Genomic DNA, 14,929 nt, shown 5'->3' with positions numbered 1-14,929 from the left:
CGAACTCCTATAATTTAGCAATCACGTCTGCCAACAAGGCCGAAATCCTGGGCCCGGCAGCCTCGCCCGCGGCAATGACCTCACCATGGCTCAACGGTGTGGGACTGATCCCGGCAGCCAGATTGGTGACAAGGGAAATGCCAAAAACTTCCATGCCTGCGGCACGGGCGGCGATGGCCTCCAACGCCGTAGACATGCCAACCAGATCAGCGCCAATACGCTTGGCGTACTGCACCTCCGCCGGGGTCTCATAATGCGGGCCGGTGAACTGCGCGTAAACACCCTCATCAAGGGTGGGATCCACCTCGCGGGCCAGCGCACGCAACCGTGCTGAATATAGATCCGTCAGGTCCACGAAAGTGGCGCCCTCCAGCGGAGAGGCCGCCGTCAGGTTGATGTGATCGCTAATCAGCACAGGAGTGCCCGGGGCCCACGCCTCATTGAGGCCACCGCAACCGTTAGTCAGCACAATGGTGCTTGCTCCTGTGGCAGCAGCCGTGCGCACGCCGTGAACTACTGCACGCACTCCGCGGCCCTCATAGAAGTGGGTGCGGGCACCCAACACCAACACGTTTTTTCCTGCCGGGGTGCGAATGGATGTCAATGAACCTGTATGCCCCACCACGGCCGGCGCGGAGAATCCGGGCACGTCAGCGGCATCCAGAACTGCCGTGACCTCACCAATGAGACCGGCAGCTTCACCCCATCCCGAACCCAGCACCACGGCTAGGTCATGGTGGGCAACTCCTGTGTGTTGTGCAATGTAGGCTGCCGCATCGCGGGCAAGATCGCTGGGGTCAGTGTGGGCCAAGGCCTGAGAATTAGTCACAGAACCAACATACCGGCACAACGCGCTGCGGCGCACTGTTGGGCCCTGTTGCCTTGGCTAAGTTGGTGCAAAGTCTCCGCTAGGGAAGAATGGATGATTGTGACGAGCCAACCAGATATCATTAATCCCTTTGCCCTCCCCAGCCTGGCCATCCTTGGCGGCGGTCCAGGCGGCTATGAAGCCGCCATGGTGGCTGCCTCAATGGGAGCCAAAGTGACCATTGTGGAACGCTCCGGTGTAGGCGGTGCGGCCGTTCTAACCGATGTGGTCCCGTCCAAAACGCTGATCGCCGTGGCTGAGGCCATGAACCGCAGCGTTGACTCTACTGAGATGGGTGTGAGTTTCAACGCCCAGGATGGTGACCCCAAGACGGTCATGCAGGCCGATCTGAAGCACATCAACGAACGCGTGATGCTGCTGGCCCGTGAACAGTCCACCGATATTCGGCGCGGGCTTGAAGCGGTAGGAGTCAAAATCGTCATTGGCACCGGCCGGCTCCTGGATAACAGGACCATTGAGGTTGACCGCGGAGAATCCAAGGAGATCATCAAAGCTGATGCGATTCTGATCTCCGTGGGCGCCCACCCACGGGAGCTTGCCACCGCCCAGCCTGACGGGGAACGCATCCTGAACTGGACGCAGATTTACGATCTCGATGAACTGCCCAAGGAACTCATTGTGGTGGGCTCCGGTGTCACGGGTGCGGAATTCGCTTCGGCATTCAACGGCCTAGGCTCGAAAGTCACCTTGATTTCCAGCCGTGAGCAGGTGCTGCCCGGTGAAGACTCTGACGCCGCGGCCGTGCTTGAGGACGTCTTTGAACGGCGTGGCCTGCGCGTGCTCTCTCGCTCGCGCGCAGAGTCGGTAGAACGCACCGAGAACGGCGTCATTGTCACGTTGGGCGATGGCAGCAAGGTCACCGGTACGCATTGCTTGGTCTGTGTTGGCTCCATTCCAAACACCACCGACATTGGTTTGGAAGCTGCTGGTGTTGAAGTCACGCCCAGCGGCCACATTAAAGTTGACGGGGTTTCCCGCACCAGTGCATCCAACGTCTACGCGGCGGGGGATTGCACGGGCGTGTTTGCACTGGCCTCCGTGGCTGCCATGCAGGGCCGCATCGCCGTAGCCCACCTGGGTGGCGATGGTGTGCGCCCACTGAAGCTCAATCAGGTCTCCTCCAATATCTTCACATCCCCTGAGATTGCCTCCGTGGGCGTCTCGGAAGCGGATCTGGCCTCGGGTAAGTACCAGGGGGATGTTATCAAGCTGTCCCTGCAAACCAACGCGCGGGCCAAGATGAGAAACGTCAATGACGGGTTCATCAAGATCATTGCCCGTAAGGGTTCTGGCACAGTAATTGGCGGCGTGGTGGTGGGCGCTGGCGCCTGTGAACTGATCTTCCCGATCGCCCTAGCCGTGACCCAAAAACTGCACGTGGATGACGTTGCCAACACCTTCACCGTGTACCCGTCCATGTCAGGCTCCATCTCCGAGGCCGCCCGGCGCCTGCACGTGCACATGTAGCACTTGGACTCCTGCGCACCGTTGAGTGCTGGCGTGCCGCTACGGTGAGCGCTGCGGCACCTGGCCACTTCACGGTGCGCAGAAATCGAAGTGGCCGCCAGCAGCGTGTCCACATAGTGAAAAGATTGTCCAGTGGGTGGACGCAGGGTCTAGGATTAAAAGCCGCAGAGCGAATTAAACCGTCCTGCCGCTACTATTTACCCGCTAATCTCTAGATTTCTGTTAGCTTGGCTATTTATGCGTGAGACACAGATCACGCATAAATGGACTGTTCGAATATGAGCGGCAGGGCCCCTAGAGAAAGCCACCCCATGAGCACGCCTGAAAAAGCGGAGACAGTGGAGAACCCACAGGTCAACACCAAAGGCCGGGTCATTGTTGCCAGCCTTATTGGCACCACCATTGAGTTTTACGATTTTTATGTATACGCAACTGCAGCAGTGCTGGTCTTCCCGGCACTATTTTTCCCCAACGCTGACGCTGCCACAGCCCTGCTGAGCTCGTTTGCGATCTTTGGTGTGGCCTTCGTTGCCCGCCCACTGGGATCGATTGTCTTTGGCCACTTTGGTGACAAGGTGGGCCGCAAGGGCACCCTGGTGGCATCCCTGCTAACAATGGGTATTGCCACGTTCTTGATTGGCTGCCTGCCCACGGCACTTGTGCCCGGTTGGGTGTTCTGGGCCCCGGCCCTCCTGGTTGTTATGCGCTTCATGCAGGGCCTTGCGTTGGGTGGGGAGTGGAGCGGTGCCGCACTGCTGGCTACCGAGAACGCTCCTGCCGGCAAGCGCGCCATCTGGGGAACTTTCCCTCAGCTGGGTGCTCCCATCGGTTTCATCCTGGCCAATGGCATCTTCCTTGCTCTGAGCTTCGGCCTGAGCACAGCCCAGTTCCAGGCGTGGGGCTGGCGCATCCCGTTCCTGCTCAGCGCGGTCATGGTCATCATTGGCCTGTACGTGCGCTTGAAGCTGGTTGAAACCCCGGCCTTCCAGCAGGTTGTTGACCAGGGGCACGTCTCCAAGCTGCCTGTTGGCCGCGTGTTCAAGACAAGCTGGCGTCCCCTGATCCTGGGCACCTTCGTTATGCTGGCCACCTACGTTTTGTTCTACCTGATGACAACGTTCACGCTCTCCTACGGCACCACGCCGGCAACTATTGAGGCCGCGAAGGCCAAAGCGGAAGCCGCTGGCAAACCCATGGGTGCCGATGCTATTGCTTCATGGGTCCCCGGACTTGGCTACACCCGCAACGAATTCTTGATCATGCTGATCATTGGCGTGGTGTTCTTTGGCATCTTCACCCTTGTCTCAGGACCTCTGGCCGAAAAGTTTGGCCGACGCAAAACGCTTTTGTGGGTTACCAGTGCCATCATCGCCTTCGGCCTAGTCTTTGTACCGCTGTTCGGTGCAGGCCTGGCAGGCGTCATGACACTACTGATCCTGGGCTTCACACTGATGGGGCTGACCTTCGGGCCCATGGGGGCGTTGCTCCCTGAACTGTTCCCCACCAATGTCCGCTACACGGGATCCGCCATCAGCTACAACATGTCAAGCATCTTGGGTGCTGCTGTTGCCCCGTTCATTGCGGTGGCGCTCTGGCAGTCCGCTGGCGGCAGCCCGGTCCTGGTGGGTATTTACCTCTCCTCCATGGCGGTCCTGACCTTGATTGCGTTGCTGATCATGAAGGAAACCCGCGACCTGGATTACACCTCCAACCTCACCTAACAAGGCGTTAAACTAAAGCGGGTCCCGAGCGTCGCTCGGGACCCGCTTTAGTTGGTACTTAGTCTTCGATGGATGCCAACACGGCACCAGCAGAAACTGTGTCACCGGCGGCCGCGCTTAGACCGGTGATGGTCCCGGCCCGGTGCGCCGTGAGGGGTTGTTCCATCTTCATGGCCTCCAGCACTACCACCAGGTCACCTTCTGAGACCACATCGCCGTCCGCCACTGCCACCTTCACAATGGTTCCCTGCATAGGGGAAGTCAGTGCGTTGCCGTTGGCTGCCGCCGGGTTGGAGGAGCGGTTGCGCCCGGCCTTCTTGGCCTTCTTCGCGCCGCTACTGTTGCCATTGCTGGAAGCGAACGACGCCGGGAGGGTCACCTCAAGCCGTTTGCCACCCACCTCAACTGTCACGCTTTGGCGAGTTCCGGCGTCGTCCGCTGAGCTGGAAACACCCGTGAGATCGAAGGCGGGGATGGTGTTGTTGAACTCGGTTTCGATCCAGCGCGTGTGAGTGGTGAAGGGGGTGCCGTCGGTGGGGGCGAAGGCGGGGTCGATCACCACTGCGCGGTGGAAGGGCAGGACTGTGGGCAGGCCGCCGACCTGCATTTCGCTCAGCGCGCGGCTGGAGCGTTGGAGGGCCTGCTCGCGGGTGGCGCCGGTGACGATCAGCTTGGCCAGCATGGAATCGAAATTCCCGCCAATGACTTCGCCGGCGGTGATGCCTGAATCGACGCGGACGCCGGGGCCTGTGGGCAATATCAGGGTGGTGACGGTGCCGGGGGCTGGCATGAAGCCGCGGCCCGGATCCTCGCCATTGATGCGGAACTCGAAGGAGTGGCCGCGGATCTCAGGGTCCCCATAACCGAGTTCCTCGCCGCGGGCGATCCGGAACTGTTCGCGGACCAGATCGATCCCTGTCACTTCTTCGGAGATGGTGTGTTCCACCTGCAGGCGTGTGTTGACCTCGAGGAAGGAGATGGTTCCATCCGGGCCCACAAGGAATTCGCACGTGCCGGCGCCTACGTAGTTTGCTTCCTTCATGATGGCCTTGGAGGCTTCATAGAGGCGCTTGTTTTGATCATCGCTGAGGAACGGCGCCGGTGCTTCTTCAACGAGCTTTTGGTTACGACGCTGCAATGAGCAGTCACGCGTGGAGACAACAACCACATTGCCGGCGGCATCCGCCAGACACTGGGTTTCCACGTGCCGGGGAGCTTCTAAGAAACGCTCCACGAAGCACTCGCCACGACCAAAAGCCGCCACGGCTTCACGGACGGCAGATTCGTAGAGTTCGGGGATCTCTTCACGAGTGTGGACAACCTTGATGCCCCGGCCGCCACCGCCGTAGGCTGCCTTGATGGCCAGGGGGAGCCCAAATTCATCGGCAAATGCCAGGACTTCCTGTGTGGATTCAACAGGGTTCTTGGTGCCGGGGACCAGAGGTGCACCGACCTTTTCGGCGATGTGGCGAGCCTGAACCTTATCGCCAAGAGCCGCGATAGCCGCAGGGGACGGGCCAATCCACGTGAGGCCGGCATCGATGACCCGTTGGGCGAATACGGCGTTTTCGGCCAAGAAACCATAGCCGGGGTGCACACAATCGGCCCCTGCAGCCTGGGCCGCAGCAAGGAGCTTGTCCATGACCAGGTAGGAATCGGCGGCCGTCTCACCGCCAAGTGCGAACGCCTCATCAGCCATGCGCACGTGGAGGGCGTCCCTATCCGGCTCTGCGTAGACAGCAACGGAGAGGATGCCTTCGTCGCGAGCGGCCCGGATGATACGGACGGCAATTTCGCCGCGGTTGGCTATCAGGACTTTGGTCAGCGGGGTTGCCTCCGCTGCATTGGCAGTTGCAGAGCGTGAAATGGTCACACGGGACTCCTTCTATTCTCAAGCGAGCCTAGCGTGGATATGTGGATTTTCGGCACACATGAGACTGTTTATGCGTGTATGGAAGGAATATTTTGTGGGTTTCCTACAAGAAAGTTCCTTTGTGACCCCGTCCCTGTTGGTACCGCCGCCAAGGCGGCTTGGCTGACTTGGCTGCACTCTGGCCCGGGGGCTTGGCTGACCTTCGGCCCGTGGGCTTGGCCCCGCTTCGAAATCGCGTGCGGGCTCCGGGGTATTTGCTACCCCGTTATCCGCTACCCGCCGGCAATCAGGCGCAGGGTGGCCAAGTGGTGCTCCCAAGCCTGAGTTCCCGAGGCTGTTAGTTTGACCGAAGTACGCGGAAACTTACCAACAAATGCCTTCTTAATATCAATATAGCCCGCTTTTTCCAGTGCCGAGAGTTGCTTGCTCAGCACCGAATCGCTGACCTGAATGGCATTGCGAAGGTCCTTGAAGTCCATGGTTTCAGTTCGTGACAGAGCGGCCGCAATGGAGAACCGCACGGGCTGATGAAGGACTTCGCTGAGTTCGTGGCGGGGGTGCTGCGCTGGGTTCGCAGATTGCTCCTTCATGCCCGCAGTTCCCTGAACGCACCGGCAAGACCGGCTGCTGCAAGCACCACGGCCGCAGTGATGTAATACGCGAGGCTGCCGTGGGGGAATACCAGCGTTCCAATCAGCAGGGCCACAACGTACAAGCCCATGTAAATGGCAATGGATGACAGGAACCGTTTGGAGTAACCAGCCTTGGTGGTGCGCTGCATGAAGGTCCAGGTTAGTGAGGAGAAGACGGCCCAGAAACCAACCGACATGCTTATGAGCGCGGCGCCGTACCCTGTGTGGGCAACAATGTGCAGTCCAATCATGAGTAGGGAGCCGAAGATCGCCAGGCTGTTGAAGATCATTGCAGTGGGCCAGCCGGTGTTGTTGATGGCCGTGCTGCTGATGCCGTCAGCCCTGGCCAGGAGCGCCCGCGCCTCTTCTGCCGAGAGGGGATTGTTGCCCTGAGTCATTGGGAGCACCTTTCATGGAATGGTTCGCTGAACCGATTCTAGAGAAGTACTTTCCATTACGTCAAGTACTTTCTCTAAATCCACTTCCCATTTGTGCTCTCGGGGGCTGTCGCGATTAGAAAGGTCATGCCCATAAATCTGTGATTGACACGCCGGTTTTGGCTAACAGACGGCGAAGTGTGGAGATCGAAAGTCCCACAACAGTGTGGGGGTCGCCCTCAACACCACAGATGAACGCTCCCGCGAGACCGTCAATAGTGAATCCGCCAGCCACCGCGAGAGGTTCCCCGGTAGCCACGTAGGCGTCGATCTCGGCGTCGGACACGTCTTCAAAGGTGACCACGGCGCTGGTGACCTCACCGTGCCCAACGGAAGATCCGGCGTCGTCCAAGGAAATGAGCCAGTGGCCCGTGTGCAATACTCCTGACTTGCCGCGCATCATTTGCCAGCGTTCGCGTGCCACCTCCGGTTCCCATGGTTTGCCATAGGGCTCTCCCGCAAGTTCAAACACTGAATCGCAGCCCACAACAAGTGAGTTTGGGGCGTTCAAAGCAACCGATTCGGCCTTGGCGCGGGCCAGCAGGAGGGCGGTTTCGGGTGGTGTCAGGGGACCTGCAGCGGCGGTGGCGGCGTCCTCATCCACGTCGGAAACCATGACTGTGTGGGCAATGCCTGCTTCGCTGAGGAGTCTGGTGCGGGCGGGAGAGGCGGAGGCAAGCACGAGTGATTGGGTCATGCCTCAAGCCTAGACTTAGCCGGCCCAACTTTCCTGATCCGGCTTCCCGTCTCCGACTTTTCCGCTTCAGGCTTTTTTGCCTGCGACTTTTCTGCCTCAGGGGGCCTCGCCTATGCTTGAGGCTGGTTTGTGAACACGGCGGAGGGAGGGGAACGAATGGAAATCGCCATGGCCGGCGCCATCGTGGTGGCCGTAGTGGCTGTCATTGTGCAAAAACGGCAGCAGTCTAAACGTAAGCGCAAATAGGCTTTATGCGTGTCATGATCTCCAATCTCAACCGGGGGGGGTTTGGGGTGTGTCTAGGGCGCGAGGCTTAGGGGACGGGGGCTAGGTCTGGGCGGGAACAAACCCGTCCACGAGCTTGGATCGGATCAGGAATCGTTTGCCTTCAGGGGCTTCAACGGAGAAGCCGCTGCCGCGTCCGGGAACAACATCAACGGTAAGATGCGTGTGCGACCAGTAGTTGAATTGTTCCTTGGACATCCAAAATTCCAGTGGTCCGCAGTCAGGAAGCTCAAAGAGTCCCAACAGGATGTCCGCTTCGGCTGTGATGAACTCTCCGGCCGGGTAGCACATGGGGGAGGAGCCGTCGCAGCAGCCACCGGATTGATGGAACATTAACGGACCGTGCAAACCCCACAACTTTTGCAACAGCTCAACTGCCATGCCAGATAAAGCCACGCGTGATTCGCTCTCACCCGGGATGGTGATGGCGGCATCCAAAACATCGGCTGTAGTTGTCATTGCAGGGTTTCTTTTCTTCTCGGTTGCACGTGGAGTGAGCGAGCGACGGCAAAAACACGACGTGGAGTGAGCGCGCGATGGCTAAAACACGACGTGGAGTGAGCGAGCGACGGGGCCGGGCACCGCTCTGAGTATTTGGGGTGCCCGGCGTCCGGTTTAGAAGAAGCCCTGCTTGTCCTCGCCGTGGCTGACCAGCAGGTTCTTGGTCTGCTGGTAATGATCGAGCATCATGGCGTGGTTTTCCCTGCCAATACCTGAAGACTTGTACCCACCAAACGCGGCTCCAGCGGGGTAGGCGTGGTAATTGTTCACCCACACTCGCCCGGCCTGGATCTCACGGCCTGCACGGTAGGCCACATTGCCGTTGCGGGACCAGACACCTGCGCCCAAGCCGTAGAGCGTGTCATTGGCAATGTGCATGGCGTCGGCGTAGTCATCAAACTTTGTCACCGCCAGCACAGGGCCAAAGATTTCCTCCTGGAAGATGCGCATATTATTTGTGCCCTCAAAAATGGTGGGCTTGACGTAATAGCCGCCAGCCAAGTCACCTTCGAGGATATTGCGCTCGCCACCGGTGAGGATCTTGGCGCCTTCCTGCTGGCCAATGTCCATATAGGAGAGGATTTTCTCCAGCTGATCATTGGAAGCCTGGGCGCCAATCTGCGTGTTGGTATCCAGCGGGTTGCCCTGAATGATGGCCTCGGTGCGGGCAATGGCGTCTACCATGAACTTTTCATAGATGGACTCCTGCACCAGCGCGCGTGAGGGGCAGGTGCAAACCTCGCCCTGATTGAAGGCATAGAGCGTGAAGCCCTCCAGTGCCTTGTCATAGAACGCATCCTTCTTATCCATAACATCCTCAAAGAAGACGTTGGGGCTCTTGCCGCCCAGCTCCAACGTAACCGGGATGAGGTTTTGGCTCGCGTACTGGCTGATGAGCCGCCCGGTAGTGGTCTCTCCGGTGAACGCGATCTTGCGGATGCGCTTGGAGGAGGCCAGTGGTTTGCCCGCCTCAACACCGAAGCCGTTGACCACGTTAATGACACCGGCCGGGAGAATGTCTGCCAGCAGTTCCATCAGGACCAGAATGGAGGCGGGGGTTTGTTCAGCAGGTTTAAGGACAACAACGTTGCCCGCCGCGAGGGCCGGCGCCAACTTCCACACCGCCATGAGAATAGGGAAATTCCAGGGGATGATCTGCCCCACCACACCGAGGGGCTCGTGATAATGGTAGGCAGTGGTGTTCTCATCGATCTGAGTGAGGCTGCCCTCTTGGGCGCGAACCACTGAGGCAAAGTAACGGAAATGATCGGCCGCTAGGGGGATATCAGCGTTGAGGGTTTCCCGGATTGCCTTACCGTTATCCCAGGTTTCGGCAACGGCCAGCAACTCAACGTTTTCATCGATCCTGTCGGCGACTTTATTCAAAATTCCGGCGCGTTCAGCGGCAGAAGTTTTGCCCCAGCTGGGAGCCACTTTATGTGCTGCATCTAGTGCTAATTCAATGTCCTCGGCCGTGCCGCGGGCAATTTCACAGAAAACCTTGCCGGTGACGGGTGTGATGTTCTCAAAATATTCGCCCTTAACCGGGGCAACCCACTCGCCACCAATCCAGTTCTCGTAGCGGTCCTTAAACGTGACCTTTGAGCCTTCACTACCGGGCTGTGCATAAACAGTCATGGTCTAACTCCTTTGCGTGGGGGACCTCAGCGTCCTTGGTTGGAAGCGTACGCGTGGGGAGGTTGCAAGCACGTTGCATGATCTGCCTCACACTGTATGAGGCAGATAAACGTGGCCTCGTTGCTCGGCTGGGCGTTGGTCGGCGGGGGATTGCTAGGCTGAGTAGATGGGGAACGAGATCTGGGTGTACGGGATAGCGGCACTGATAGTGCTGGTGACACTGGGAATTTTGTTGCTCGGCTGCCTGCTTTTACGGGCAATGGCCAGAGTGCGCAGTTGGAACTTTTACTTTGGCGCCGTGGGTATAGCTCTGCTGGTCCTGATGTGGGCAGCCGCCAAAGTCAACCGACTAATAGGGCTCTCTGCGCAGGAGTGGGACTTGAGCGGGCCGGTGAGTGATCAGGAGGATATATACCTCTCGCTGTTTCTCAATGGTTCACTTTTCGCCATCGCTGCGGTGTTCATTGGCGGTCTCTTGCTGGGACTTCTTGGCTGGACTGCAGCCCGGGACCGGCACCAGCTTCAAGAACACAGCGAAGAGGCACGCGCGGGCTGACATGCGTGGGCCACTCAGTAACAGAGCCAGGGCCTAACGTTCCGGCGCCCCTTTTGCCCCTTGTATCTGTATCCGTGCCTGTGCCTAGTGTTCCAGCGGTTCTCTTTCCAGCGCCTGCACGTGGGCCACTATGGCGGAGCGCTTAGGTGAGCGCGGCGGGAGGAGACGCAACGCTGTGCGCCAGGCGTCGACGTCGTTCGCTACCTCGGGAAGCTGCAAGTAGGTCAGGAGCACCTCCGGACTGGCGTCGTTGAGGATGGCCTCGCGCAGTTGAACCGCAACCCGGTTCCGGATGGCCTCGATCTCCGGGGCTATGGAGCGGGGCATGACGGCGCCGCGGTATATGTTCAACGCCAGGCGATGCGCTCCGCGGTCAAGATAATTGCTGACCTGCTCAGCGTCCACCACGAGCGGGCGCGGCAGCCTATATGGCCGGGACGCCGGCACCAGCGTCGGTGCAACAGTGAGCAGTAACTTGCGCAGGCGCACCAACTCAGCACGGATACTGGTCAAAGAAGTGCCATCGGGGTAAATTTTCTCGGTGAGCTCCTCGGCGCTGAGACCGTGCGGGTACAAGGCCAAAACGGCCAAAATCTCGGTGTGCCGCTCACTGAGCGTGACGGCCTTGCCGGCAACATGGAGCAGGCCCTGATCGCGGCCCAGAAGCTGCAGAGAGTCACGGTAAAGCGGTTTAGCGGTGGCGGCAGTCTGGCCACGACGGCCGGCTGAACGCGAAGAACCCCGTTCCCCGGCATTGCTGGCCCGCCGTTCCAGACGATGGATGCGCAGCTGAGCCTCCGCGGCAGCCACCGTGGCTTGCACCAGCGAGAGCGTATTTGCCCCTACGGCGTCCGGACCTCCTGTAATGTCAACAACGCCCAAGAGTGAGCCGGAATCGGGATCGTGGACAGGAACGGCCGTGCAACTCCACGAGTGAACATCGGGGTTGAAGTGTTCCTGCCCCACGATCTGCACACTCTGGCCAAGAACCAGCGCGGTGCCCGGGGCGCTGGTGCCCACCACTGTCTCTGACCAATCGGCGCCCGTGGCGAAGTTGATGTTTTCACCGTTGCGCCGGGCAGGGGAGTCGCCTTCTACCCAGAGCAGGCGCCCATGCTCATCGCCCACGGCAACCAAAAGTCCTGTGTTGTGGCTGGGCTCAATCAGCAATTTGGTGATGACGGGCATGATGGCCGCCAGCGGGTGGTCACGGCGGAAATCGTTTAATTCCCGGCTCTCCCAGATGACAGGAGGCGGCCGCCCCGCAGATGATGTTAGGGCGGCTAGGGAGCGTTTCCAGGATTCGCGCACCAAGTCCCGCATCTGTGGCGAGCCTTCACCAGAGGGGTGTAGCGGGGACATCAACTCTCCAAAACCAAGCAAGGGGCAATTGGCGGCTGGCGCTCAAGGCGAGAGACGTGCCGTGAGTCACAAGTGTAGTTCACTTGGTCACAGCCCGGGCAAGCAGAAGGCGGGCCGGGCCGAAGCCCTGCCCGCCTTCTCGGTGACGCCATGGGCGTCTCCTACGGTGGTGCTACTTAGCCGGCGCGCTTCCGGAAACGGGAGTTTCGGCGTCGTCCGTGGCAGTGATAGTAGATAACTTAGCGCCTTCCACATCAACGTCGGGGAGGATCTTATCCAGCCACTTCGGCAGCCACCAGGCCGACTTGCCGAGCAGGTGCATGGTGGCCGGAACAATTGTCATGCGCACCACGAACGCATCAATCAGCACGCCAAACGCCAGCGCAAAGCCCAACGGGCGGACCATTGTCAGGTGGGAGAAAATGAACCCCGAGAACACGCTAATCATGATGATCGCCGCGGCGGTAACCACCGGGGCGGCATGCTTAAAGCCGGTCCGCACAGCCTGCTTGGCATCCTGGCCGTGGGCGTACGCTTCACGCATTCCGGAGGCAATAAACACCTGGTAATCCATCGCCAACCCGAAGAGCACGCCAATCAAAATAATCGGCAAGAAGCTCAGTACGGCTGCCGGATTCGCCACATCGAAGATCGAGCCCAGCCAGCCCCACTGATAGACGGCCACCACACCGCCAAAGGCAGCCACGAGGGAGAGCAGGAAGCCGGCGGTTGCCAGCAGCGGGACCAAGATGGAGCGGAAGACCAGAATCAGCAGCACCAGGGAAAGTCCGACGACGATCGCCAGGTAAGGCGGAAGCGCCGCTCCCAGCTTTTCTGAGACATCGACGTTGGCGGCCGTTTGGCCCGTCAGCCCAATGCTGACGTCCAAATCTGAGCTGATGGTTGCTCCCTCAGCCCGCAGATCATGGATCACCTGGACGGTACTTTCGCTGGCGGGACCTTCCTTGGGGACCACTTGATAGACGGCGGTGCGCAGGTCCTTACTGACAGTGACAGGCACGGCTGCCTCAACATTTTTGACCTGGCGCAGGTTGTCAGCCACATCCAAATTCAGTGTTGTGGCGCTCGCTTCATCCAAGCCGGCAGGCAAGGAGCCAACCACAATGATGGGCCCGTTCATGCCTTCGCCAAAGTTCTTTCCAGTGATCGAGTACGCCTGGAAAGCGCTGGAATCGACAGGTTCAGAGCCGCCGTCGGGCAGGGCCAGCCGCAGTCCGGTGGCAGGGATGGCAATGACAACCAGAGCAATGACAGCACCCACCAGCGAGATGACTGGATGCTTTGTCACAAGACCGCCCCAACCACGGGCGCTGCGGGCAACATCGGCCGCCTCATCAGCGTCAGCCTTCTGGGCGTTATTCATGCCCACAAGGTTTGCGTTGTGCTTCGCGGTAGACAGGGAGTTCTTGGCCCAGGCCTTTTTGGAGATGAGCTTAGTGCCAATCAATGACAGCAATGCAGGTGTCAAAGTCAAGGCGATCAGGACTGAGACAGCAACCGTGGCAGCCGCGGCCAAGCCCAAGATGGCAAGGAACGGCAGGCCCGTGACGGAGAGTGCGGCCAGGGCAATAACAACTGTCAGCCCGGCAAAGGTCACGGCATTGCCGGAGGTGCCGGTGGCCTTGGCGATAGAGTCACGGACACCCACACCCGCCAGAAGCTGCTGGCGGTGCCGGTTGACGATGAACAAGGAGTAATCAATTCCCACAGCCAGGCCCAGCATCAAGGCCAGCATTGGCGAAATGGAGGACATCTCAATAACGGTTGTCAGGGCCATCGTGCCGCCCACACCAATGCCGACGCCCACAACGGCCATCAACAGCGGCAAACCGGCAGCAACAAAAGTACCCAACATGATCAGCAGGACGGCGGCGGCAACGGCAATGCCAACTACCTCAGAAATTCCGAACAGTTCGGAAACGTCTTCAACGATTTCCTTGCTGTAAGAGACACTGACGCCACTGGATTCCAAGGTGTTCAACCTGTCCTGGACCAGCTGGCGGTTATCCGGGGTCACAGCATTCATCGACTGGCTGAACTGGATCTGGCCAATGGCGGCTTTATTGTTTTCAGAGACAAAGCGGAGCCCGGCTGTGGCATCGACGGTGCGCTGGCCCGCGGTCAGTTCGGCCTTCTTGGCAGCCAGAGTTGCCTGGCCTTCGTCAAACTTGGCTTTACCGGCGTCGAACTGGTCCTTGCCGGCTTGCCACTGGGCCATGCCAGCATCCAGCTGTGCTTGCGCGCCAGCAACTTGTGCCCCTGCTGCCTGCGCCTGGGGTGATCCTGGCGGCAGTGCCGCTATCTGCTCCTTTTGAGCATCGAGCTGCGCTTGGGCGGCATCCAGTTTGGCCTTGGCAGCGGCTATTTCAGCGGCTCCAGCTTCTAATTTAGGGGCTTGTTCAGCGGCCTGTGCTTCTCCGTCCGCCAACGCCTTGGCGCCTTCTGCGAGTTTGGCTGCGCCGTCTTTCTGGGCAGCTGTTGTCAGGAACGGGTCTATGACATCTTTGACGGTGGGAACAGTTTTCACTGATTCAAGTGCGTCGGTGATGGCGCTCTCTTGGGCGGTGGTGAACGGTTCACCGTTGGTGCTGGTGAACACCACAGAGCCCGTGCCACCGGAAGCTTCGGGCAGATCAGCCTTGAGCTTGTCCGCCATCTGCTGGGTCTCAGTACCGGGAATTTGGAAGTTGTTTGACATGGGGCCCATGAAAAGTACTGCGGCACCTCCCACCAAGCCCATGATCACGGCCCAGGCGGTGATCACCAGCCAGGCACGTCGAGCGGCGAACCGTCCCAATTTATATAGCCAAAGGGCCATGGTGAATCCATTCTCTATAAGATGGCTGGGCG

General features: G+C 59.5%; 12 protein-coding genes. 3 read left to right on the top strand and 9 right to left on the bottom strand.

Annotated elements, in window-relative coordinates; all coding sequences use genetic code 11:
• Window positions 1-7: 7 nt before the first annotated feature.
• Window positions 8-829: a purine-nucleoside phosphorylase gene (locus QMG40_RS07990; protein ID WP_283530293.1), complete on the bottom strand. Its 822-nt coding sequence runs from the start codon at window positions 827-829 to the stop codon at window positions 8-10.
• 93 nt (window positions 830-922) lie between these two features.
• Between QMG40_RS07990 and QMG40_RS07985 the strand changes: the two genes are divergently transcribed.
• Both QMG40_RS07985 and QMG40_RS07980 read left to right on the top strand, forming a co-directional pair.
• A complete protein-coding gene (locus QMG40_RS07985) occupies window positions 923-2,356 on the top strand; it encodes an NAD(P)H-quinone dehydrogenase (RefSeq protein WP_459252971.1) in 1,434 nt (477 codons plus the stop codon).
• Between the two features lie 311 nt (window positions 2,357-2,667).
• Window positions 2,668-4,077, top strand: a complete 1,410-nt coding sequence (locus QMG40_RS07980; RefSeq protein WP_283530291.1) for an MFS transporter — start codon at window positions 2,668-2,670, stop codon at window positions 4,075-4,077.
• Window positions 4,078-4,135: 58 nt separating this feature from the next.
• Here the strand turns inward: QMG40_RS07980 and QMG40_RS07975 are convergent, their stop codons facing one another.
• From QMG40_RS07975 to exaC, 6 genes are all read right to left on the bottom strand, one after another.
• Entirely contained in the window at window positions 4,136-5,950 is a 1,815-nt protein-coding gene (locus QMG40_RS07975) for an acetyl/propionyl/methylcrotonyl-CoA carboxylase subunit alpha (RefSeq protein ID WP_283530288.1), read from the bottom strand.
• A gap of 272 nt (window positions 5,951-6,222) precedes the next feature.
• On the bottom strand, window positions 6,223-6,540 hold the full coding sequence (locus QMG40_RS07970; RefSeq protein ID WP_283530286.1) for a winged helix-turn-helix domain-containing protein: 318 nt from the start codon (window positions 6,538-6,540) through the stop codon (window positions 6,223-6,225).
• Complete coding sequence (locus tag QMG40_RS07965) at window positions 6,537-6,980, bottom strand: hypothetical protein (protein WP_283530284.1); 444 nt, start codon at window positions 6,978-6,980, stop codon at window positions 6,537-6,539. Before QMG40_RS07965 ends, QMG40_RS07970 begins: the two co-directional genes overlap by 4 nt.
• A 124-nt stretch (window positions 6,981-7,104) precedes the next feature.
• Window positions 7,105-7,716 carry a Maf family protein gene (locus QMG40_RS07960; protein ID WP_283530282.1) on the bottom strand — a complete coding sequence of 204 codons (612 nt, stop codon included), beginning with the start codon at window positions 7,714-7,716 and terminating at the stop codon, window positions 7,105-7,107.
• A gap of 327 nt (window positions 7,717-8,043) precedes the next feature.
• Window positions 8,044-8,460, bottom strand: coding sequence for a DUF779 domain-containing protein (locus QMG40_RS07955; protein WP_283530279.1), 417 nt, complete (start codon window positions 8,458-8,460; stop codon window positions 8,044-8,046).
• 156 nt (window positions 8,461-8,616) lie between these two features.
• On the bottom strand, window positions 8,617-10,140 hold the full coding sequence (gene exaC, locus QMG40_RS07950) for an acetaldehyde dehydrogenase ExaC (protein ID WP_283530277.1): 1,524 nt from the start codon (window positions 10,138-10,140) through the stop codon (window positions 8,617-8,619).
• Window positions 10,141-10,306: 166 nt separating this feature from the next.
• Here exaC and QMG40_RS07945 point away from each other — a divergent pair, with 166 nt between their 5' ends.
• Window positions 10,307-10,696, top strand: a complete 390-nt coding sequence (locus QMG40_RS07945) for a hypothetical protein (protein WP_283530274.1) — start codon at window positions 10,307-10,309, stop codon at window positions 10,694-10,696.
• Between the two features lie 84 nt (window positions 10,697-10,780).
• Here the strand turns inward: QMG40_RS07945 and QMG40_RS07940 are convergent, their stop codons facing one another.
• The gene (locus QMG40_RS07940; RefSeq protein ID WP_283530272.1) at window positions 10,781-12,058 is read right to left on the bottom strand and encodes a GAF domain-containing protein; all 1,278 of its coding nucleotides are present in this window, start codon (window positions 12,056-12,058) and stop codon (window positions 10,781-10,783) included.
• 172 nt (window positions 12,059-12,230) lie between these two features.
• A complete protein-coding gene (locus QMG40_RS07935; protein ID WP_283530270.1) occupies window positions 12,231-14,897 on the bottom strand; it encodes an MMPL family transporter in 2,667 nt (888 codons plus the stop codon).
• Window positions 14,898-14,929 lie beyond the last annotated feature (32 nt).

Origin of the sequence: Arthrobacter antibioticus, assembly GCF_030063205.1 — a bacterium.
GTDB lineage: Bacteria > Actinomycetota > Actinomycetes > Actinomycetales > Micrococcaceae > Specibacter.
This window is presented reverse-complemented; position numbering and strand designations above follow the sequence as displayed.